General features: G+C 64.5%; 20 protein-coding genes. 9 read left to right on the top strand and 11 right to left on the bottom strand.

Translation table 11 applies throughout. The features are described from left to right. The first annotated feature begins 106 nt into the window (after positions 1-106). From ACNEOT_RS00170 to ACNEOT_RS00150, 5 genes are read left to right on the top strand one after another with little or no spacing between them, the layout of a single operon-like run. Positions 107-1,120, top strand: a complete 1,014-nt coding sequence (locus ACNEOT_RS00170) for a sugar-binding transcriptional regulator (protein ID WP_415971158.1) — start codon at positions 107-109, stop codon at positions 1,118-1,120. A 14-nt stretch (positions 1,121-1,134) separates the two neighbouring features. Beyond that, positions 1,135-2,469: an ABC transporter substrate-binding protein gene (locus tag ACNEOT_RS00165; RefSeq protein ID WP_415973602.1), complete on the top strand. Its 1,335-nt coding sequence runs from the start codon at positions 1,135-1,137 to the stop codon at positions 2,467-2,469. Next, on the top strand, positions 2,466-3,416 hold the full coding sequence (locus ACNEOT_RS00160; RefSeq protein ID WP_415971157.1) for a carbohydrate ABC transporter permease: 951 nt from the start codon (positions 2,466-2,468) through the stop codon (positions 3,414-3,416). Before ACNEOT_RS00165 ends, ACNEOT_RS00160 begins: the two co-directional genes overlap by 4 nt. Continuing rightward, complete coding sequence (locus tag ACNEOT_RS00155) at positions 3,416-4,279, top strand: carbohydrate ABC transporter permease (RefSeq protein ID WP_415971156.1); 864 nt, start codon at positions 3,416-3,418, stop codon at positions 4,277-4,279. Before ACNEOT_RS00160 ends, ACNEOT_RS00155 begins: the two co-directional genes overlap by 1 nt. Positions 4,280-4,290: 11 nt before the next feature. Further along, on the top strand, positions 4,291-5,409 hold the full coding sequence (locus tag ACNEOT_RS00150) for an ABC transporter ATP-binding protein (RefSeq protein ID WP_415971155.1): 1,119 nt from the start codon (positions 4,291-4,293) through the stop codon (positions 5,407-5,409). On the opposite strand, the gene ACNEOT_RS00145 is transcribed toward ACNEOT_RS00150, so the two are convergent. Then, entirely contained in the window at positions 5,406-5,855 is a 450-nt protein-coding gene (locus tag ACNEOT_RS00145) for a DUF3995 domain-containing protein (RefSeq protein WP_415971153.1), read from the bottom strand. The genes ACNEOT_RS00150 and ACNEOT_RS00145 overlap by 4 nt on opposite strands. A gap of 104 nt (positions 5,856-5,959) precedes the next feature. On the opposite strand from ACNEOT_RS00145, the gene ACNEOT_RS00140 reads away from it, so the two are divergent. After that, on the top strand, positions 5,960-7,648 hold the full coding sequence (locus ACNEOT_RS00140) for an AMP-binding protein (RefSeq protein ID WP_415971151.1): 1,689 nt from the start codon (positions 5,960-5,962) through the stop codon (positions 7,646-7,648). Between the two features lie 157 nt (positions 7,649-7,805). Here ACNEOT_RS00140 and ACNEOT_RS00135 read toward each other — a convergent pair whose 3' ends face one another. The 3 genes from ACNEOT_RS00135 to ACNEOT_RS00125 form a co-directional block, all read right to left on the bottom strand. Continuing rightward, positions 7,806-8,591, bottom strand: coding sequence for an alpha/beta fold hydrolase (locus tag ACNEOT_RS00135; RefSeq protein ID WP_415971150.1), 786 nt, complete (start codon positions 8,589-8,591; stop codon positions 7,806-7,808). Between the two features lie 64 nt (positions 8,592-8,655). Further along, the gene (locus ACNEOT_RS00130) at positions 8,656-10,263 is read right to left on the bottom strand and encodes an ABC-F family ATP-binding cassette domain-containing protein (protein WP_415971149.1); all 1,608 of its coding nucleotides are present in this window, start codon (positions 10,261-10,263) and stop codon (positions 8,656-8,658) included. 133 nt (positions 10,264-10,396) lie between these two features. Further along, positions 10,397-10,942, bottom strand: coding sequence for a hypothetical protein (locus tag ACNEOT_RS00125; protein ID WP_415971148.1), 546 nt, complete (start codon positions 10,940-10,942; stop codon positions 10,397-10,399). Between the two features lie 91 nt (positions 10,943-11,033). Here ACNEOT_RS00125 and ACNEOT_RS00120 point away from each other — a divergent pair, with 91 nt between their 5' ends. The 3 genes from ACNEOT_RS00120 to ACNEOT_RS00110 all read left to right on the top strand — a co-directional run bounded on the left by ACNEOT_RS00120 (position 11,034) and on the right by ACNEOT_RS00110 (position 15,403). Further along, positions 11,034-12,863, top strand: coding sequence for a penicillin-binding transpeptidase domain-containing protein (locus ACNEOT_RS00120; protein WP_415971147.1), 1,830 nt, complete (start codon positions 11,034-11,036; stop codon positions 12,861-12,863). A gap of 86 nt (positions 12,864-12,949) precedes the next feature. After that, entirely contained in the window at positions 12,950-14,620 is a 1,671-nt protein-coding gene (locus ACNEOT_RS00115) for an NTF2-like N-terminal transpeptidase domain-containing protein (RefSeq protein WP_415971145.1), read from the top strand. A gap of 36 nt (positions 14,621-14,656) precedes the next feature. Continuing rightward, positions 14,657-15,403 carry a sulfite exporter TauE/SafE family protein gene (locus ACNEOT_RS00110; RefSeq protein WP_415971144.1) on the top strand — a complete coding sequence of 249 codons (747 nt, stop codon included), beginning with the start codon at positions 14,657-14,659 and terminating at the stop codon, positions 15,401-15,403. A 9-nt stretch (positions 15,404-15,412) separates the two neighbouring features. On the opposite strand, the gene ACNEOT_RS00105 is transcribed toward ACNEOT_RS00110, so the two are convergent. From ACNEOT_RS00105 to ACNEOT_RS00075, 7 genes are read right to left on the bottom strand one after another with little or no spacing between them, the layout of a single operon-like run. Continuing rightward, complete coding sequence (locus ACNEOT_RS00105; RefSeq protein WP_415971142.1) at positions 15,413-16,600, bottom strand: MFS transporter; 1,188 nt, start codon at positions 16,598-16,600, stop codon at positions 15,413-15,415. Between the two features lie 34 nt (positions 16,601-16,634). Beyond that, on the bottom strand, positions 16,635-17,969 hold the full coding sequence (locus ACNEOT_RS00100; protein ID WP_415971140.1) for an FAD-dependent oxidoreductase: 1,335 nt from the start codon (positions 17,967-17,969) through the stop codon (positions 16,635-16,637). Further along, positions 17,966-19,030, bottom strand: a complete 1,065-nt coding sequence (locus tag ACNEOT_RS00095) for an ArsO family NAD(P)H-dependent flavin-containing monooxygenase (RefSeq protein ID WP_415973601.1) — start codon at positions 19,028-19,030, stop codon at positions 17,966-17,968. The genes ACNEOT_RS00100 and ACNEOT_RS00095 overlap by 4 nt, the downstream gene beginning before the upstream one ends. After that, complete coding sequence (locus ACNEOT_RS00090; RefSeq protein ID WP_415971138.1) at positions 19,027-19,443, bottom strand: low molecular weight phosphatase family protein; 417 nt, start codon at positions 19,441-19,443, stop codon at positions 19,027-19,029. The genes ACNEOT_RS00095 and ACNEOT_RS00090 overlap by 4 nt, the downstream gene beginning before the upstream one ends. Next, positions 19,440-19,862, bottom strand: coding sequence for an arsenate reductase ArsC (locus tag ACNEOT_RS00085; RefSeq protein ID WP_415971136.1), 423 nt, complete (start codon positions 19,860-19,862; stop codon positions 19,440-19,442). Before ACNEOT_RS00085 ends, ACNEOT_RS00090 begins: the two co-directional genes overlap by 4 nt. Beyond that, complete coding sequence (arsB, locus tag ACNEOT_RS00080; RefSeq protein ID WP_415971134.1) at positions 19,862-20,950, bottom strand: ACR3 family arsenite efflux transporter; 1,089 nt, start codon at positions 20,948-20,950, stop codon at positions 19,862-19,864. Before arsB ends, ACNEOT_RS00085 begins: the two co-directional genes overlap by 1 nt. Then, a complete protein-coding gene (locus ACNEOT_RS00075; protein ID WP_415971132.1) occupies positions 20,947-21,312 on the bottom strand; it encodes an ArsR/SmtB family transcription factor in 366 nt (121 codons plus the stop codon). Before ACNEOT_RS00075 ends, arsB begins: the two co-directional genes overlap by 4 nt. Positions 21,313-21,331 lie beyond the last annotated feature (19 nt).

Genomic DNA, 21,331 nt, shown 5'->3' with positions numbered 1-21,331 from the left:
ACGGGTCGCTGCGTGCGAGGGGGTGTTGTGTAGATCACACCATGATGTTAGCTTAGTGAGCAGATGAACACGAGCTGAGCATCTGCTCAACATTCAGGGAGGCGCAATGGACGGATCGGAGTCCGGAGGGACCAAGTCTGCGCGGTCCGGCGAGGATCTGCGTCTGGCTCTGCGCGCCGCCACCATGTATCACCTCGAGGGCGCGACGCAGGCCGAGATTGCGGTGAAGCTCGGCGTTTCCCGCCCGACTGCGGGCCGATTGGTTGCCAGGGCTCGCACCCTGGGCCTGGTGACGATCGAAGTCAACGTGCCCGACGATCTGCAGGGCACCGTCCACGCCGATATCGAGCGCGAGCTCGAAACGCAGTACGGGCTCACCGAAGTGCTGGTCGTCTCCGACGTCATCGACGGCACCGATGCCGGCTACGGATCGCTCGGGCGGGCGGCGGCGACGTTGCTCTCTCGTCGGCTCGAGGACAAGGACGTTCTCGGTTTCACGTGGGGGCCCGAGACGGTGTCGGTGGCCGGCTCGCTGAAGACCCGAGCCACGAAATGTGCTGCAGTGGTTCAACTCGACGGCTCCATCACTTCGGCCGACTATCAGACCGGTGTCGAGTACACGCTCGGACGGTGTGCCGCATATCTGCAGGCGACACCCATCAGGCTCAATGCGCCGCTGTATGCCGATCAGGCGACAGTGGTTGCGCTGGAGCAGGATTCCGTGATCTCTCGCGCCCTCAAAGCCGGGACCGATGCCGACGTGATGATGTACGGCATCGGTCCCGTTTCCACGTCCACCACGTTGTTCGAGGGCAGCTTCATCGACCTCGAGGTGCTCGACGAACTGCGCCGCCTCGGTGCTGTCGGCGAGATCGGCGGACGGTTCTACGACGCCGACGGCAAGGACACCGGCGGATCGCTCCCCGGCCGAACCGTGTCGGTCGGTCTCGACGCCATCAGAGCCTGCGATCGGGCCGTGCTCGTCACCGGCGGACGACGCAAACACGAAGCATTGCTCGGTGCACTGCGCGGTGGACTGGCATCGATCCTGGTGACCGACATCGAAAGTGCGCGTTGGCTTGTGGGGCAGACGACCTCGAATGGAAAGGTTTCTCAGTGAAGGTATTGCCGAAAGTGGTGGTCGCGGCCTCGCTCGCGTCCACCTTGGTGCTGTCCGGATGTGCCGGTGCCGGCTCGTTCGGTGGTGACGGTGAAGGCAAGACGATCACCGTCGCGATCGTCTCGAATTCGCAGATGTCCGACGCCATCTCGCTCGCTCCCGAGTTCGAGGCGGAGAACCCGGGGATCGATCTGAAGTTCGTGTCGTTGTCGGAGAACGAGGCGCGAGCGAAGATCACCGCCTCGGTGGCCACCGGCGGCGGTGAATTCGACGTGGTGATGATCAGCAACTTCGAGACCCCGCAGTGGGCGGAGAACGGGTGGCTGACCAACCTGTCCGAGTATGCCGACGCCACTCCGGGTTACGACGAGGACGACTTCATCCCCACGCTGAAGGAGTCGCTGTCGTACGAGGGGAGCATGTACTCGGTGCCGTTCTACGGTGAGTCGTCGTTCCTGATGTACCGCAAGGATCTGATGGAGGCGGCCGGCATCACGATGCCGGAGGAGCCGACCTGGCAAGAGGTAGCCGACGCCGCTGCGAAGCTCGACAGCCCCGACGTCTCGGGCATCTGCCTGCGCGGAAAGCCCGGCTGGGGTGAGGTTCTCGCGCCGCTCGACACCGTCATCAATGCATTCGGTGGTCGCTGGTACGACGAGAACTGGAACGCTCAGCTCGACAGCCCCCAGGTGCAGGAAGCCGTTCAGTTCTACGTCGATCTCGTCCGTGAGCACGGTCAAGCCGGCGCGGCGACAAGCGGTTTCAGCGAATGCGGCACACAGCTCTCGCAGGGAAACACCGCGATGTGGTACGACGCAACGTCTGCAGTGTCGGTGTTGGAGGATCCCACCTCGAGCAACGTCGTCGGCAAGATCGGTTACGCCAAGGCCCCGTCGGCGGCCAAGGGTGACAACGGCTGGCTGTATTCCTGGGCGCTCGGCATTCCGAAGACGTCCGAGAATCCGGACGATGCCTGGAAGTTCGTCTCGTGGATGACCAGCAAGGAATACCTGAACAAGGTCGGCAACGAGTTGGGTTGGGAGCGAGTGCCTCCCGGTAGCCGACTGTCGACCTACGAGATCCCCGAATACCAGGAGGCATCCGCGGCCTACGGTCAGGTCACCCTCGACTCGATCAACGGAGCCGACCCGAACAAGCCGACCGTGGATCCGGTGCCCTACACCGGGGTGCAGTTCCTGACGATTCCCGAGTTCCAGGACCTCGGCACCCGCGTCAGTCAGCAGATCAGTGCCGCAGTGGCAGGACGAATCAGCGTCCAGGACGCGCTCGAACAAGCGCAGCAGTACGCCGAGGTGGTCGGCAAGACGTACCAGGAGGGCCAGGGATGACCACGACCGAAGTGAGATCGGCGCAGGCCGATTCGGACAAGTTCGTACCGAGATCGCGGACGATCTCCAAGGCAGAGGGGTGGCGTCGCCGCGGACCGCTACTGCCGGCGATGGTGTTCGCGATCATCGTGACCCAGGTGCCGTTCCTGTTCACCCTGTACTACTCCACGCAGTCGTGGAACCTGGTGCGGCCCGGCTCCCGCCAGTTCAACTGGCTCAACAACTACGTCGATGTGTTCCGGGACAGCCAGTTCCGCGAGGTGGCTCTGAACACCGTCATCATGATCGTGGGCACGGTGATCATCTCGGTGGTCCTCGGTCTGCTGCTGGCGCTCCTGTTGGATCGAAAGTTCATCGGCCGCAGCCTGATCCGCACCCTGCTGATCACCCCGTTCCTGATCACCCCGGTCGCCGGTGCGTTGATCTGGAAGACCACCATGTTCGATCCGGTCTTCGGCCTGATCAACTTCGCGCTGAGCCCGTTCGGGGTCGACCAGATCGACTGGGTCTCGCGGTATCCCCTCGCGGCGGTCATGACCAACCTCGTGTGGCAGTGGACGCCGTTCATGATGTTGCTGATTCTCGCCGGTCTGCAGTCGATGCCCAAGGACATCGCCGAGGCGGCCCGAGTCGACGGAGCCGGACCGTTCAAGCTCTTCCGTGAACTGACGCTGCCGCATCTGCGGCGGTTCATCGAACTCGGAGCAGTCCTCGGAGCGATCTACCTCGTCAACACCTTCGATGCCGTCTACATGATGACCTCCGGTGGCCCGGGCGTCGCGTCGTCGAACCTGCCGTTCTACATCTATCAGCGCGCCTTCCTCGGATTCGACATCGGGCAAGCCGCGGCCATGGGTGTCGTCACCGTCGTGGCCACCATCGTCGTCAGCACCCTGGCGCTGAGACTGATCTTCAAGAGCTTCAGTGGCAACGAGGAGGCTGCGTGATGAGTACTGCTGTCGACGAGAAGGAAACAACCGAGCCGCTCAGGCGAAAAGGCAAGTGGGGCCCCAGTTCCATCTGGTCTTTCGTGGCCTGGGTCGCAGGAATCGCATTCTTCTTCCCGGTGCTGTGGATGGTGATCACCGGCTTCAAACAGGAAGCCGATGCCTACACCGCAACCCCCAAGCTGTTCTTCACCCCGACGCTCGATCAGTATCGCGGTGTACTCGACAGCGGCATCGGCACCACCCTCCTGAACTCGGCATTCGCGACGATCGTCTCGACGCTTCTCGTTCTGCTGCTGGGTGTTCCGGCCGCATTCGCACTGTCGCTGCGGCCGGTGAAGAAGACGAAGGACGTGCTGTTCTTCTTCATCTCCACCAAGATGCTGCCGGTGGTCGCGGCCATCGTTCCGCTGTACGTCATCGTCGGCGACATCGGCCTGCTGGACAACATCTGGGCCCTGGTGATCCTCTACACCGCGATGAATCTTCCTATCGCAGTGTGGATGATGCGATCGTTCTTCCTCGAGGTCCCGAGCGAACTGCTCGAAGCTGCGAGTATGGACGGCGCATCGTTGTGGACCTCGGTTCGTGAGGTGATCCTTCCGCTGGTCTCGCCCGGTATCGCGGCGACGTCGTTGATCTGCGTGATCTTCTCCTGGAACGAGTTCTTCTTCGCCGTCAACCTCACCGCCGTTCAGGCTCAGACGATTCCGGTGTACCTCGTCGGATTCATCACCGGTCAGGGTCTGTACTGGGCCCAGCTGTCCGCCGCTGCGACGTTCGCAGCACTCCCCGTCGTCCTTGCCGGATGGTTCGCGCAGAACAAGCTCGTGCGCGGCCTGTCCTTCGGCGCCATCAAATAGGAGCATCTCTCATGGCTGCAATCACGTACAAGAAGGCATCCTGCGTCTACGAAGGTGCTGACAAGCTCGCCGTCGATTCACTCGACCTCGATATCCAGGACGGCGAATTCGTCGTTCTGGTCGGACCTTCCGGCTCGGGCAAGTCCACCGCGCTGCGGATGCTCGCCGGCCTCGAGGACATCGACGGCGGTGCCATCGAGATCGGTGGCAAGAACATGGTGGGCGTTCCGTCGAAGGACCGCGACATCGCGATGGTGTTCCAGAACTATGCGCTCTACCCCAACAAGACCGTCGGGGAGAACATGGGATTCGCGCTGAAGATGCGTGGGGTCTCCCTCGAGGAGCGGACGAAGAAGGTGGCCGAGGCCGCGAAGATTCTCGACCTCACCGAGTACCTCGACCGCAAGCCCGGCAAGCTCTCGGGCGGGCAACGGCAGCGAGTTGCCATGGGCCGCGCCATCGTTCGTGAGCCCCAGGTGTTCTGCATGGACGAGCCATTGAGCAACCTCGACGCCAAGCTTCGCGTCCAGACCCGCACGCAGATCGCGGCGTTGCAGCGCAGGCTCGGCACCACGACGGTCTACGTCACCCACGATCAGGTCGAGGCCATGACGATGGGTGATCGCGTCGCCGTTCTGCGCGGCGGCAAGCTGCAGCAATTTGCCTCTCCCACAGACCTGTACGACAATCCCGTCAACGCATTCGTCGCGGGATTCATCGGCTCGCCTGCGATGAACCTGATGACGGTCCCCATCGGCTCGGGTGGAGTGCAGATCGGGAAGTTCCTGCTCCCGCTCGAGCGCGACGAGCTGACCAGGCTCGCGAGCCTGGGTATCGACGAGGTCACCATCGGACTGCGGCCGGAGCACCTGGGCATCAGCCGCGGCGGCGGTGAGGGATTCGAGGATGGTTTTGCCGGGAAGGTCGATCTCATCGAGGAACTCGGCAGCGAATCGTACGTGTACGCGCACCTCGACGATCCGAAGGTCAAGGGACTCGACGGTGGGCCGGTATCGCTGGTGGCACGCTCGGCAGTCCGTGCACCGGCAAAAATCGGCGAGAGCATCGGACTCACGCGACTCGACGGCGCGATCCATCTCTTCCACCCGGAAACGGGGGACCGGATCTAACGCGGCTGCTTCCCGGTGCGTCGGGCGAGAATCAGGGCGGTCAGCAGTGCGGCACCCCACAGCAGGAAAATGCCGTCGAAGAACAGGTGCCCGTACTTCACGTCCCGGTTCTCGTCCGAGGCGATCAGGCCGATGACCGCGCCGCCGAACGACAGTCCGCCCCACAGGATCAGCAGCACCGAGCCGGCCCAGGAGATCGCAAAGATCGGGGCGCGGAGCGGGACGGTTCCCCGCGCGGCGAGCAGCGGCAGTATTGCTGCGGCCAGTTTGACGAGCGTGAGGACCAGTAACGCCGTTCGCGCCGTGGCCGGTTCGGTGTCGACCCAGTCGGTGGCGAAGGCGCCGACGGTGTCGAGCATCCACCGTCCGCCCGCGGCCCAATATCCGGAGAACGCTGCGTGAATTGTTCCCAGCGCACACGCGATTGCGAAGTACTTGTTGGTCACGGTGGTCGAGGGTAGCGGATGTGTCACCCCCGTTCAGGGGTAGCGAGAGGTTCTCTGCGTCCCCTAGCGTGGCGGTGATGGGCATCACAGGCGTAGGAGGAATCATGGCCGATTCGGCACACACGGCATTCAGGAACGCTCGCGATCTACTGCTCGACGCCTACGGCGAGTACGACCGGGCAGTAGCAAGTTTCGAGTGGCCGTCGTTCGATGGCAGTTTCAACTGGGCGATCGACTGGTTCGACGCGATCGCCCGAGGTAACGACGGCACCGCGCTGTGGATTGTCGAGGAGGACGGCAGCGAGGCGCAGTACAGCTTCGACGACATCGCTCGTCGCTCCGACCAGGTTGCCAGGTGGCTCGAGCAGCAAGGAATCGGCCGCGGCGACTCGGTGATCCTGATGCTCGGCAATCAGGTGGAGTTGTGGGAAGCGATGCTCGCGGTGATGAAGCTGGGCGCGGTGTTGATGCCGACCACCACGGCCATCGGATCTGCTGACCTGACCGACCGCGTGGTGCGTGGCAATGCGCGTGCGGTGATCGTGAACCCCTCGGACACCGGCAAATTCGACGACGTTCCCGGCGACTACCTGCGAATCGCCACCTCCGCTCGTGATGGCTGGGTCGACTATGCCGAGGCGCGCGGCGTCGAAGCTCGTCCGTTCGAGTCGGTGACGGCTCCCACCGACCGCCTGTTGATGTACTTCACCTCCGGAACCACCAGCAAGCCCAAGCTCGTCGAGCACACCCAGATCTCCTATCCCGTCGGGCATCTGAGCACCATGTACTTCCTCGGACTTCGCCCCGGCGACGTGCACCTGAACATCAGCTCGCCCGGCTGGGCCAAGCACGCGTGGAGTTGCTTCTTCGCGCCGTGGATCGCCGAGGCGACCATCTTCATCTACAACTACGGAAAATTCGATGCTACAGCGTTGCTCGCGCAGATCCGGCGCGCCGAGGTGACCACGTTCTGCGCGCCACCGACCGTGTGGCGCATGCTGATTCAGGCCGACCTGGCCGGCGGCGGCGGATCGCTGCGCGAGGCCATCGGTGCCGGTGAGCCGCTCAACCCCGAGGTGATCTCGCGGGTGCAGCAGGAGTGGGGCCTGAGCATCCGCGACGGATTCGGCCAGACGGAAACCACTGCGCTGGTGGCCAATACGCCCGGTGCGGTACTCAAGTCCGGTTCGATGGGCCGCCCGCTACCCGGTGTACCCGTGGTGATCGTCGACCCGACCACCGGTGAACTGGCCGACGAGGGCGAGATCTGCCTCGATCTGGCCCAGAATCCTTTCAACCTGATGACCGGCTACCTCGGCGACCCCGAACGCAACGCCGCCGTCATGGCCGACGGTTATTACCACACCGGCGACGTCGCATCACGGGACCCCGAGGGCTACATCACCTACGTCGGCCGTACCGATGACGTGTTCAAGGCCTCCGATTACAAGATCTCCCCGTTCGAGCTCGAAAGCGTGCTGATCGAACACCCCGCCGTCGCCGAAGCCGCTGTGGTGCCGGCCCCCGACGAGACGCGACTGGCCGTCCCCAAGGCGTACGTTGCTCTGGCTGCGGGCTGGGAACCGAACGAGGACACGGCATTCGAGATACTCAAGTACGCGCGCGAGCACCTGGCTCCGTTCCTACGCGTGCGTCGCATCGAATTCTTCGAGCTACCGAAAACGATTTCGGGCAAGATCCGTCGAGTGGAGTTGCGTGCTCGGGAGGACGCGGCTGTGGGTCCGCTGGAGACCGAGTGGCGTGACGACCAGTTCCCTGCACTGAAGAGGTGACGTGAGCGCCCACTATTGGCTGCTCGAGGCGGGATCCCGATTCTCGACGCGAATTGTGGACGCTGAGGTGAGTTGGTAATCGTAGGTGCGGTGAGCGTCCACTATTTGCCTCCGGACGCGGGATCCCGATTTTCGAGGCAAATAGTGGACACTCAGGTCACTTGTTCCAGAACCGTTCCAGAACTCCGAGCACTTCGGTGGACGCTGCCATCGTCGTCGCATGGTCGAATCCGCGGATGATATGCAGCTCGGAGTTCGGTACCAGGGCGGAAGCGGCACGGGTGTCCGCGAGTCGAGTGCCGTCCTCACTACCGACGTAGAAGAGCGACGGCTGGGTGAAGTTCAGCAGCGCCTCGTCGGGTAGGCCGGGATCGGCGTCGGATGCGCGGATGTACGCGGCCATGGCTTGAGCGTCGTTGGCGAAGAACACCGCTCGCGTCCCCGCGTCCACCGGAAACATGCGATGGCTGTTCCACGCATCGAGAAACCCATCCATGCCGCTCTGCTCCAACACATCCGCGCACCCGGGAAAGAACAGGCGGTCGAACGCGCCTGCCTGTGCGCCGTGACTACCGCCGCCGACAGCCAGTGATCGCACGCGCTCCGGCCGCGCGGCTGTCAACGCCAACCCGGCCCGGGCCCCGAACGAGTACCCCAGATAGTCGACGGTCTCGACCCCCACTGCATCGAGGACCGCCGTCAGATCGCCCACGATGTTGTTCATCGCATACGCGTCGGGGACATGTGGCTTCTCGCTGCGGCCGTGCCCCCGACTGTCGATCAGAATCAACTGCCGAGTGCCACGCAGCGCCTTCACGTACCCGAACGTCCGCCAGATCGTGTGCGTCAGAAAACTGCCGTGCACCATCAACAACGGCGGCCCGGACCCCACCACCGTGTACGCGATCTGCGTTCCATCGTGTGCATTCGAGGCGTACTCCACCCCCCAATCCTCCCTTCCGAAGTCCACTCAACGTGACATCGACCCCCACAAAGGCCACTAGATGTCACATTGACTCCTCCCCGGCGGGCGCTACTTCGGCGGACGCAGCCCGGCCGGTCGGGGTGAGGTCGATGGTGCGGGTGAGGGCGATTGCGTCGAGGAACGGTCGATCATGGCTCGCGACGATCAGCGCACCCTCGAATTTTGCGAGCGCGTCGATGAGGTGTTGTCGGCTGGTGATGTCGAGGTTGTTGGTCGGCTCGTCGAGCATCAGTAGTTTCGGTGCAGGCTCGGCGAGCAGTATTCGTGCCAGTGCCGCGCGCAGTCTTTCTCCACCGGAGAGGGTGGCGACGACGGCATCCGCATCGGATCCGCGGAACAGGAAGCGGGCGAGCTGTCCCCGGATCTGTTCGGCGGTGGCGTGTGGGGCTACGTCGGCGACGTTCTCGGCAACGGTGCGGGTTTCGTCGAAGACGTCGAGTCGCTGCGGCAGATACTTCCACGGCACGTCGGCTCCGGTGGCGTCCAGAGCTCGCAGCAGGGTGGTCTTGCCGCTGCCGTTCGGTCCGATCAATGCGATGCGCTCCGGGCCGGCGACGCTGAGCTCCGGATGCGAGAGAACCACCTGTCCTGGATGGACTTTCGTCGCAGGCAGCTCGACACGTATCTCGCGGTCGTCTCGAAGCAGGTCTTCGGCGGCGGACAATGACGACCGGGCATCGTCGACGCGGTCGGTGTGGGTTCCGTGGAGTTTCCCCGCTGATTCCTGGGCGGCTCGTTTGAGGTTGCCCGCCACTATCTTGGGCACGCGCCTCTGCTCCTCCATCTTCTTGCCGTAGCGCAGGCGTCGCTCGAGTTTGGTTCGTGTGTCGATCAATTCGCGTTCTTGTTTGCGAACGTCGTTCTTGGCGTCTCGAACCGTTGCGCGAGCGGCGTCCTGTTCGGCGTCGACGATGAAGCGATAGTTCTGGTAGTTGCCGCCGAACATCCGCAGCCGCGAGATACCGCTGCGTTCGGCGCGCACCTCGGCGATGCAGTCGACGCGCTCGAGCAGTTCCAGGTCATGGCTGCACACGATCAGCACGCCCGTGTAGGAGTCGATTGCCGTGTACAACCGCTCTCGCGCAACGTGATCGAGATTGTTGGTCGGCTCGTCGAGCAGCAATACGTCGGGTTGGGCGAGCAACTGCGCGGTGAGGGCGAGCAGCATCGCCTCGCCGCCCGAGAGGGTGCCGACGCGTCGGTCCAGGTCGCCCAGTGAGCCGACGATGGTACCGAGGCCGAGCTTGTCCAACAGGGCGAGCGCGCGCTCCTCGACGTCCCAGCTCGACCCGACGATCGTGAAGTCGTCCTCGGTCGACGATCCGGATTCGATGCGATGCAGTGCTTTTCGAACCGAGTCGATTGCCAGCACCCGATCCACGGGTAGGTCGGGGTCGAGTGCGACGTCCTGGCGCAGATACCCCAGAACGCCCGGTATCGAGATCGAACCGCGTTGCGGCGTCAGTTCACCGGCGAGCAATCGCAGGAGGGTCGACTTCCCGGCACCGTTGGAACCGATGAGACCTGTTGTGCCACTCGGAAATATGGCCGACAGGGCGTCGAACACGGGGTCGCCGTCAGGCCAGGTGAACGACAGGCCCGAGACAGAAAGGGATGATGAATGAGGCATGGATGCTCCAAAGGTGTGCGTGCGGAAGATCTGCAGGCGTCTAGAACCTTTGGATGAGCAATGGCCTCTCCGAATCTGTGGGCGACAGGGCGCTTGCCAACGTAGACCCGAACCCGACGACCGCGCAACCGAATTAGACGGACGGCCCCTTCTTGCGCAACTCGTCGACCGTCGTCATCGCATCGCGCAGTTCGTCCAGCCATTCCTGAGTGTGCTCGCCGACCAGCTTCACGGCCCAGGACAGAGCGTCCGCGCGAGACCGGGCAACCCCGGCGTCGACGAGGGTGTCGAGTACGCGGCGTTCGGGCTGGCGCAGGCGCGTCATCACCGGCACGGCGAGGTGAGTGAAGAGGACCACCTCGGATCCGGTGCGCACTCCCCAGGCGACCTTGCGGCCGTAGCGGCTCTCGGCTTCGTCGGCAATTCGCATGCGGTCGCCTCGGGTCGTCTCCCGGAAGCGAGCGATCCGGCCCTCTATGGCGGCGGGTGAACTGTCCTGCTCGGTGGGCAATGTACCGACGACGACTATTTCCTCGCGGTCCACCTCGACCGAGGCGGCACCGTCGAACCAGGTGTCGGGGAGTCGGCCGCCGAACCACTCGGCTGCGTCGGTGGCGTCGGGGATGTCTGCGTGCTGCCAGCCGCCGGGGCGACCGAACGAGCGTCCATTGGGTTTCATGCTGTCTCCTGACCTTGGGTTGCAATACTGATTACATGATTACACCTGAATCGGAGATCGCGCCACAATGGGTTTGCAGATGCACTGCGGCATGATCGACTCCGTGCGTACTTCGAGAAGACCGACGACTCTGGCCGCGATCGTGTCCGTACTGGCGTTGGTGCTCGCCGCGTGCGGTCAGAGTGGGCCCGATCAGCCGCAGACGGTCGCCGAGCAGTTCGCGGCCGCGGTCAACAGCGCAAATATCGATCAGGCAGCCGCGTTGACGACCGATCCGGCCGGCGCGACGGCAGCCCTCACCGCGTTGTACGACGGCTTGTCCGGCGGCGGAACGGTCACGGCCACTCCGGATTTCGAGGCAGTCGACCCCAACGAGGATGCGGGCACGTTCACTCTGAATGCCGCCTGGCGCTTCTCGACCACCACCGACGGCACCGCCGAACCCGACGGCGAGCCGAAGGAGTGGAACTACACCACTTCGGCGACGGCGGCGGAGACCCAGCAGGGTTGGAAGATCACGTGGGATCCGGCCGTGCTGGTGCCAGGGCTGACGGCTGACTCTTCTGTGCGTTTCACTCCGACCGATGCGCTCGTCGCGCCGCGCATCTTCGACGGCAACGGCGTCGAGCTGATGTCTCAGCAGGTGGTCACCCTCGTCGACGTCGACGCAACGGCCGATCCGGTGGCTGTCGCGAACCTCGTCGGATCCGTCGTACCGGGTATCACAGCCGAATCCATCACCTCGACTGTCGCTGCCGCACAGGGTGATACCGCGACAATCGTTACTTTGCGTCAGGCGGACATCGATCCCATCGGTGCTCAGCTGGCGACCCTTCCCGGAGTCACTCTCTCCCCGCAGACGCGGCTGCTCGCCACCGATCGGAATCTCGTCTCGCCGGTGCTCAGCGACCTGACGACGTTGTGGGAGCAGGAACAGGCTGCCAATCGTGGGTGGGCGGTGCAGGCCGTCGCCGCCGACGGCACAGTCACCCCGCTCGCCGGACGCGACGCCGGCACCGGCGAGGACATTGCGACCACCGTGGACTCGGCACTGCAGCTCAAAGCTGAGAACGCCCTCGCGTCACTGCCTCAACAGGCCGCTATCGTGGCGCTTCGGCCGTCGACAGGAGCGGTTCTCGCCGTCGCTCAGAACGCGGCCGCAGATGCCGAGGGCCCGATTGCCCTGACCGGTCTGTACCCGCCGGGGTCGACGTTCAAGACGGTCACCACCTCGGCTGCCCTGCAATCCGGTGCCGTCACCCCCGATACCGTGCTGCCGTGCCCGGCGACCGAGAACATCGAGGGCAGGCAGATCCCGAACGACGACAACTTCGATCTGGGCGACGTTCCGCTGCACACTGCCTTCGCGAAATCGTGCAACACCACGATGGGCAGACTCGGCGTGGCACTTCCGCCGAACGGATTGACCGACGCGGCCGCGCAGTACGGTCTCGGCGTCGACTACGTGACCCCCGGCCTGACGACCGTCACCGGTTCGGTCCCCTCGGCCGACACCCCGGCCCAGCGCGTCGAATCCGCCATCGGCCAGGGGCAGGTGACCGCGTCGCCGTTCGGGATGGCGCTGATCGCGTCGTCGATCGCGAACAACGGATTGGTCCCACCGACGGTCGTCGCAGGTAAGCCCGGCGTGGGAAACATGCAGCCGGCAGCGGTGAACCCGCAGGTCACGGAGCAGGTCAAGACCATGATGCGCGAGACGATCACCGGAGGTACAGCGACGTCGCTGAACGATATTCCCGGGTTGCTCGGCAAGACCGGAACCGCCGAATTCGGGCCGAACAACGAAGGAGCGCACGGTTGGTTCGTCGGCATTTCCGGTGATCTCGCGTTCGCCGTGTTCGTGAACAACGCGGGCAGTTCGACTCCTGCGGTCGAGGCTGCGGGTCGTTTTCTGCGGTGACTCGGCTCCGGCCGAGTCTCAATCGTGACCGGCTCGTATGAATCCCGTGCTTGTTACTCGTGTGACTACAGTGAATATTGTGACTCATGAGTTCTATGAGTCGTGCCCGTCGTGGCCCGCGCAAGGTCCGCGGTCGCTACCTCGTCGCTGTCGCAGCATCGGCGACGCTGTCGGTCTCGGCTGTGTTCTGGATGGTCGATCGCCCACCGAGTGAGGCCGAGGTCCTGGTCTCGAAGTTCGTCGACGCCCTGGACAACCGCGACGTCGCCGCAGCAGCCGCGATGACGACCTACCCGAATGCCGCAACGGCGGCACTGAATCAGATGTTCGACGGCTTGGCGGCGGACGGCACGTCCACCGGCGACTTCGACCTGACGCAGTACATGGACCTCTCCGACGAGAGTGGCTTCTTCACCCTTGCGTCCGCGTGGAACTTCGGTGAGGGCAAGGACTGGAAGTACAGCGCGCAGGGCTCGACCAAGAAGCTCAGCGTGGGCTGGCGCATCGCGTGGGATCCGGCCACCCTCGTCCCCGATCTCGCCTCGGGCGGGTCGGTCCGCTTCACCCGCACCGATGCCGCGCCGCCGCTCGTATTCGACGGAGCGAACAACGTGCTGATGAGCGAGCGAACCATCAACGCAATCTCTCTCGACCCCGCGCAGATTAGTGATCCGGCGGCGTCCACGCAGCAACTCGCCGACGTCATCGACGTCGTCGCACCGCTCATCACCTCCGAATCACTGCTCGAAGAACTGAATTCGGCCCACGGTGCTCCGATCACCGCAGTGACTCTGCGCGACGACGACTTCGCCGTTCTGGAAGACGACCTCCGCGCCGTACCGGGCGTGGTGGTCGCCCCGCAACCGAAGCTCATCGTCGACGACCGTCGCATCACCTCACCGGTACTCGAATCACTGCGCACCGCATGGCAATCCGGCCGCGACGCCACCGCAGGGTGGGCCGTGGACACCTACACCGTCGACGGAGCCGGCGAACGCCGCGTCGGATTCCAGGGTCCTGCCGGGCCGGACCTGCACGCGACGCTCGATCCGCGCGTCCAACTCGCGGCCGAGAATGCAGTGGTCATGGCGGGCACCTCGGCGTCGATCGTTGCGCTGTCCACCTCGACCGGTGCGATTCTCGGTGCAGCACAGAACAGTTACGCGAACGAGCAGGGTGACGTCGTGTTCGGCGGCTCCTACCCGGCCGGCACCGCATCGGAGTTGGTCAAGGCCGTGCAGGCCGATCGCGGCGACGACAGCGCCGAAGATGCAGCTGCTCGGCTGGGTCTCGGAATCCACTACTCCATGCCCGGACTCGATGCGTACACCGGAACCCCCGCCGACAGTCGCAGCGCAATCGACGGTATCCGGACCGTGTCCACGGCATCCGGCGACGAGGCAACAGTGACGCCGTTCGGACTCGCACAGATGGCAGCCGCGATCTCTCGGGGCAGTGCACCGACCCCGGCGATCGTCGCCGGTCAGACCGCCGTCGCCGATCGGGAGTCCGAGCCGATCGGGTCGGATGCGGCAAACCGGTTGCGCGCCATACTGGCCGACTCGTCGAACAGCAGCGGCCTCGATACCTTCGACGGTGTGCAGGGATTCGCCGGGGAAAGTGGCGACGATCGCTTCGTGCTCGCCACCAGTGGTGACGTCGCGTTCGCGGTGTACATCGAGGATGCCGACGGCGGAGATCAGGCCGTGCGCATGACGAGCCGGTTGCGGCAGGAAATGGCGAACCCCGTCGAGTGATTTCGGCCAGATAGTTAGGCGAGGTAGTTTTATTCGGTGACGTTTCTCGATTTCGGACTTCTGGTGGTGGCCGGGTTCTTCGCCGGGCTCATCGGGTTCGTCACCGGGCTCGCCTCGCTTGTGTCCTATCCTGCGCTGCTGGCCGTGGGTCTACCTGCGGTGTCTGCGAACGTGACGAACACGGTGGCGTTGGTCGCAGCCGGTGTCGGAGCGACCGCGAGTTCGTCGGCCGAGCTCGCCAAGGACGGCAAGCAGCTGATTCGCTATGCGATCTACTCTGCACTCGGCGGTACCGCCGGCGCGATCCTGTTGCTCACCACCCCGGACGGCTCGTTCGAGGTGATCGTGCCATTCTTGGTGGCAATGGCGGCCATTGCGCTACTGCTGCAGCCGAGTATTCGAAAGCTGTCCGGAGACAAGCAGTTTCCGACGCTGTATCCGCTGGGTCTGTTCGCCGTCGCGATCTACGGAGGGTACTTCGGTGCCGGGGCCGGTGTCATCTTCCTCGCACTGGCTCTGATCTGCACGGCCGATACGTTCTGGCGCGCAAGTGTTCTGAAGAGCTTCTTCCTCGGAATCGCCAACCTGATTGCGGCGATCATCTTTTCGTTCTCCGGCCACGTGCACTGGCTGGCTGCGCTCGCGCTCGCGATCGGTTGTTTCGTCGGCGGTGCCTGCGGGCCGCCGACGGTCAAGGTGATCTCGCCGATCGTATTGCGCATCGGCGTCGGGATTCTGGGACTCGGTCTCGCCGGGTGGCTGGGTTACCAGGCCTTCGGCTGATCGGCGTTGTCAGTGCTCTCCTGTCACGGCGTTGGCGGGCATGCTCAGTGCTGCCAGTCCTACAGCGGTGAGTGCCAGTAGACCGAGTGCCACGTAGGCCCCGGAATAGCTACCGGTCCACTCGGCGAGCACGGTCCCGCCCCAGGGCGCCGATGCCATTGCGATCACGATCGGCGCGGACATGATGCCGCTCAGGCGTCCGTATTCGCTCGGACCCCAGCGATCGGTGATGGCGGTGGCCTGGACGAGTGTGAACAACCCGCGAGCGAGTCCGGCACCGATCGCGAGTGCGATCAGCGCAGTGACCGACGTTGCGACACCGAGCAGCACCGTGGTCAGGGCGGTGGCCGCGATGATGCCTACGGTTCGGGCGCGGGTACCGGCGAAGCGCTGCAACGGAAGATAGCCGATGCGGCCCAGAACCTGACCGGCTCCGCCGAGCCCGAGAGCTGTTGCCGCAAGCGCAGTGTCGACACCGTGTTCGAGAAGTAGCGGTACCAGAGTGAAGATGCCGGCGAAGGCGACGAAGCCTGTCACGCTCATCGCTGCGGTGAGCATGAGGAACGGGGAGCTACGAACGGTGGCTGCGGCAACGGGCTTTCGGTGCGCATGCGGTGTCACCATCGACGGCCATCGACCCCGTAGCCCGATCGAGTGTCCGGGGACCGTGATCACCAGCAGCACCGCTGCGAGCACCAGATATGTTCGACGCCAATCGGTATGGCTCGAGAGGACCGCGGTCAGCGGGGCGAACACCGTGCTGGCAAGACCTGCAGCAAGGGTGAGAATCATCAGGGCCCGGACGCGGTCGGTGCCCCACCACCGGGTGAGCGCTGCGAACGCAGGTGGGTAGAGCACCGCGCCCATGGCGATACCGGCGACGAACCAACCGAGAAAGAACACCGGCAGAGTCCGGGAAGTCGCGACGAGAACCAATGCCGGTACGGCCACCAGAGACCCGGCGCTCATCACCCACCGTGGGCCGTGACGGTCCAGGATCCGCCCGACGGGAATGCCGATCATCGCTGCGACGAACTGGCTCAGCGAGAACGCGGCCACGATCGATGTCGTCGACCAGCCGGTGTCGGCGGTGATGGCAGGGGACAGAACGGGAAAGGCGTAGTAGAGAATTCCCCAGCTGGTGATTTCGGTAACGCACAGAACCGACAGAATTCGGCGTCGCCCCGGGTGTGACATGTCCGGGGACGCCGCCGAATGCACTGTCGCAGAATCAGTCACGGAGCGGTGCGCCGAGGGTGATCAGCTCCGGTGCCGCGGGCACGCCGCAACACCCGCCGGTCGACGGGGCATCGGGCTCGTCGAACAAGCCCGCGCCACCGCAGACGCCGGTGTCGGGAAGCGTCAGCTCCACTCGGCGTGCGCCGTCGTGGTCACCCGCGAGTTCGGCTGCGATGCTGCGAACCTGCTCGTATCCGGTCATCGCCAAGAATGTCGGCGCACGGCCGTAGCTCTTCATGCCCACCAGGTACAGACCCGGCTCGGGCTGGGTGAGCTCCTCGACGCCGTGCGGGGACACCGATCCGCACGAGTGCACGTTGGGGTCCACCAATTCGGCGACGAACCTCGGTGCCTGCAGGGTGGGATCGAGGTCGAGGCGCACCTCGGACAGCCACGACAGATCCGGGCGGAACCCGGTGAGCGCGACAACGCGGTCGACGCTCTCGATGCGAGCTCCGGTGTCTCCGATCAGCGTGAGCCGATCACCCTCCACCGCAACGGTTTCGGTGCGGAAGCCGGAGACCACGGTGACGAAGCCGTCGTCGACTGCCTTCTTGGCACGTTGGCCGAGTGCGCCCCGAGCGGCCAGTTCGTCGGCTTCGCCGCCGCCGAAGACATCAGCGGTGACGCCTCGACGCACGGCCCAGGTGAGCGTCGTACCGGGTTCTTGCGCGGCGAGTTCGGCGAAGGTAATGATCGCAGTCAGAGCGGAGTGGCCGCTGCCCGCGATGACGATGTGCTTGCCCGCGAATGCGGATCGAGTAGCCGGGTCGGTCAGATCGGGAACACGGTAGTCGATTCGGTCTGCGGCGGCCTTCTCGCCGATCGCCGGAAGTCCCTCGCTCCCCAGTGGATTCGGTGATCCCCAGGTGCCGGACGCGTCGACGACCGCGCGGGCGAGGACGCGTTCCTCGCTGCCGTCGGAATGGCGGATGTGTACGGACAGGGGTTCGGTGTCGCGGCCGGCGTCGACCACTCGGTCGCGTCCGCGGCGGGCGACGCCGACGACTTCGGAGTCGACTCGGACGGCATCGCCGAGAACGGCGGCCAGGGGCGCGAGATACTGCTCCACCCATTCACGGCCGGTGGCGTAGGTGTCACCGTCCGGCGCGGTCCAACCGGTGGGCTCGAGCAACCGGGCGGCCGCGGGGTCTACCACCTCGGACCACGGGGAGAACAGTCGAACGTGATTCCATTCGGACACCGCCGAGCCGACCGACGGCCCGCGCTCGAGAACGACCACGTCTGAACCGGTTTCGGTCAGATGTGCCGCGGCGGCGAGACCGATGGGCCCTGCGCCTATCACTACTACGGGGTATGGGTTCATGACTGATCTACCTTTCTCTTTCGAATGACGGTGTCCACGGCTGCACGCGCTGTGCGGCCGACACCGATGAGCGTCGCCGACGCGGGGCCGGTCCAGTCGCCGTAGCCGAGAAACAGCAGGTTGGGCTCGTCTCGAACGTGGTTGCCGTCCAGTCCGATTCCCGACCCATCCACCTGCAGATGCAGCGGCCGTAGGTGACGCAGAGCAGGGCGAAATCCGGTGCACCACACGATCGCATCCAACTTCTCCGTCGTGTGCCCGTCGGTGACGCCGTCCGATGTGAGTGCGGTGAACATGGGCCGAGCGTGCAGGACTCCGCGATCGCGGGCGTCTCGTACGGGTGGGACCATCACGATGTCTCCCAACCCTGCGACCCCGCCGGAGTCCGCGTCACCCGCTGCCAGTGCGCGGGCCCGATCGCTGGCGACATCGAAGAGCACACGACCATCGACATCGTCGGGCAGGAACCGAGGTTCGCGGTTGGTGAACCACGCGGTATCGGCGACGGTGGAGATCTCTGCCAGAATCTGCGCAGCCGAGTTTCCGCCGCCGACGATGCCTACTCTCTGGCCGGCGAACGAATCCGGCACCCGGTAGTCGGCAGCATGCAGTTGCCTGCCGGTAAACACCCGGATACCGGGATAGCTGGGCCAGAACGGCCGTGACCACGTCCCCGTCGCATTGATGACCGTTGTAGCGCAGTACGATTCGCTGTCGGTATCGACCCGATAGCCGTCGGCCGTGCGATGCACCGACGTCACATCGACGGGCCTGCGCACCGGCAGCTCGTACTTCTTCTCGTACGCCAGCAGGTAGTCCACGACGTGCGATGCCGGTGGAAAGCCGTCCGGCCATTGCGGCATCGGCCATCCGGGCAGTCGCGAGTACTCGGCGGGCGAGAACAGATGCAGCGACGGCCAGTAGTTCTGCCAGGAACCTCCGGCATACGTCCGGTTGTCGAGGACGACGAAATCCAGCCCGGCTCTTCGCAGGTAGTAACCGGCGGCCAGTCCTGCCTGACCGCCGCCGATCACCACCACCTCGACGTTCACGTGAATCAGGGCTTCGCGCTGCGCAATCGGGACGTGAGCTCCTCGACACGAGCAGCAATGTCGTCGCGCACCAGGCGCATCCGCTCGATTCCGTCGATACCGCGTTCGGATGGCTCGTCGGTGTTCCAGTTCTCGAAGGTCGGACCGTCGACGGGATCCACGTGCGCCTCGCTGCCGAGGGTGACGACGTAGTTCATGCGGGCCAGCAGAGCAGGGTCGATCGGCTTCGGCTCCTCTCCGGAGAGGTCGACCCCGACCTCGAGCAGTGATTCGGCGGAGAGGGCGTTGACCGCGCCACCGGGTTTCGTTCCGGCGGAGTGCACCTCCACCCAATCGCCCGCAGCCTTGCGCATCAAACCGGCGGCCATCTGAGATTTGCCGCCGTTCTTGACGCAGACGAACAGCACGCTGGGTGTCGTCATGATGCCGAACCCTGCTCGGCCGGAACCAGTTCGGCGATCAATTCTTCGATGCGGGTTCTGATCTCGTCGCGAATCGGACGGACCGCCTCGACGCCTTTGCCCGCGGGATCGGCCAGTACCCAATCGCGGTAGCTCACTCCCGGGAACACCGGGCAGGCGTCACCGCAGCCCATGGTGATGACGACGTCCGAGGTCTCGACGGCCTCGGGAGTCAGGATCTTCGGCGACTGCGACGAGATATCGATGCCGAGCTCGGCCATGGCCTCGACCGCTGAGGAATTGATGGAGTCGGCGGGAGCGCTTCCGGCAGAACGCACTTCGACGGTATCGCCGGCGAGATGGGTCAGAAATCCGGCGGCCATCTGAGATCGGCCGGCGTTGTGGACACAGACGAACAGAACACTGGGTGTGTCGGACATCAGGACTCCTTTGTCGCTGTGGTCACGGACGGTACGGGGGAGAAGCGCTTACGCAGGGCGAGGGAGACGTAGACGAGGCCGACCAGTACCGGCACCTCGATGAGCGGCCCGACGACTCCGGCGAGTGCCTGCCCGGATGTCGCACCGTAGGTCGCGATGGCGACGGCGATCGCCAACTCGAAGTTGTTGCCTGCGGCGGTGAACGCAAGGGTGGTCGTGCGTTCGTAGCCCAGACCCATCGCAGCACCGAGGGCGTATCCGCCGCCCCACATCACCGCGAAGTACACCAGCAGCGGCAACGCGATCCGTACGACGTCGAACGGCTGGGAGGTGATCTGATCACCCTGCAGCGCAAAGAGAATGACGATGGTGAACAGCAGACCGTAGAGCGCCCACGGGGCAATTGTCGGGATGAACTTCTCCTCGTACCACTCGCGGCCCTTCGCGCGTTCGCCGAAGAAGCGAGACGCGAATCCCGCTACCAGCGGTATGCCGAGGAATATGAGTACCGACTTGGCGATCTGCCATGGCGACGCCTCGATGGTGGTCTGCTCGAGACCCAACCATCCGGGCAGAACCGAGAGGTAGAACCATCCGAGGATCGCGAACATGAACACCTGGAACACCGAGTTGATCGCGACGAGAACCGCGGCGGCTTCTCGGTCTCCGCAGGCGAGGTCGTTCCAGATGATGACCATCGCGATGCATCGCGCCAGGCCGACGATGATCAGACCGGTTCGATACTCGGGAAGATCCGGAAGGAAAAGCCATGCGAGAGCGAACATCAGGGCCGGGCCGAGGATCCAATTGAGAAGCAGCGACCCGATCAGCAGTCGCTTGTCGCCAGTGACGGTGTCGAGGCGGTCGTAGCGGACCTTGGCCAGCACCGGATACATCATGATCAGCAACCCGATGGCGATCGGGAGTGACACCCCATCGATCGAGATGGCCGACAGTGCGTCGTTCAGCCCCGGGATCATCCGTCCCAGAAGCAGGCCCACGACCATGGCCACACCGATCCACACGGGCAGGAACCTGTCCAGGGTGGAGAGCTTGCCGACCACGGCGGTATCGGTTGTCGTACTCATGCCATGACCTCCGTGGACTCTGCAGCATTCAGAACTGCCGACAGTTGCTGCAGCGCAGCGGGAATCACCGAGTAGTAGACCCAGGTGCCGCGTCGTTCGCAGTCGAGCAGCCCCGCCTCGCGCAACACCTTGAGGTGGTGAGAGATGGTCGGCTGCGACAGGTCGAATGCGGGGGAGATGTCGCAGACACACGCTTCGCCGCCGGCATGGCTGGCGACGAGGCTGAGCAGTCGCAATCGGACGGGATCGCCCAGCGCTTTGAACATGCGGGCGAGATCTCCGGCCCAGTCCACGGTGAGGGGTTCGCGGATCAGCGGCGAACAGCACTCGCCGTCGACGAGCGGGAGGGTTTGATTCGACATGCGTCTATATTGACGTCTA

It is taken from the genome of Rhodococcus sp. 077-4, from assembly GCF_047782425.1.
Classification (GTDB): domain Bacteria; phylum Actinomycetota; class Actinomycetes; order Mycobacteriales; family Mycobacteriaceae; genus Rhodococcoides.
Note: the sequence above shows the minus strand (reverse complement) of the source record. Positions and strands in the feature narration are given on the sequence as shown.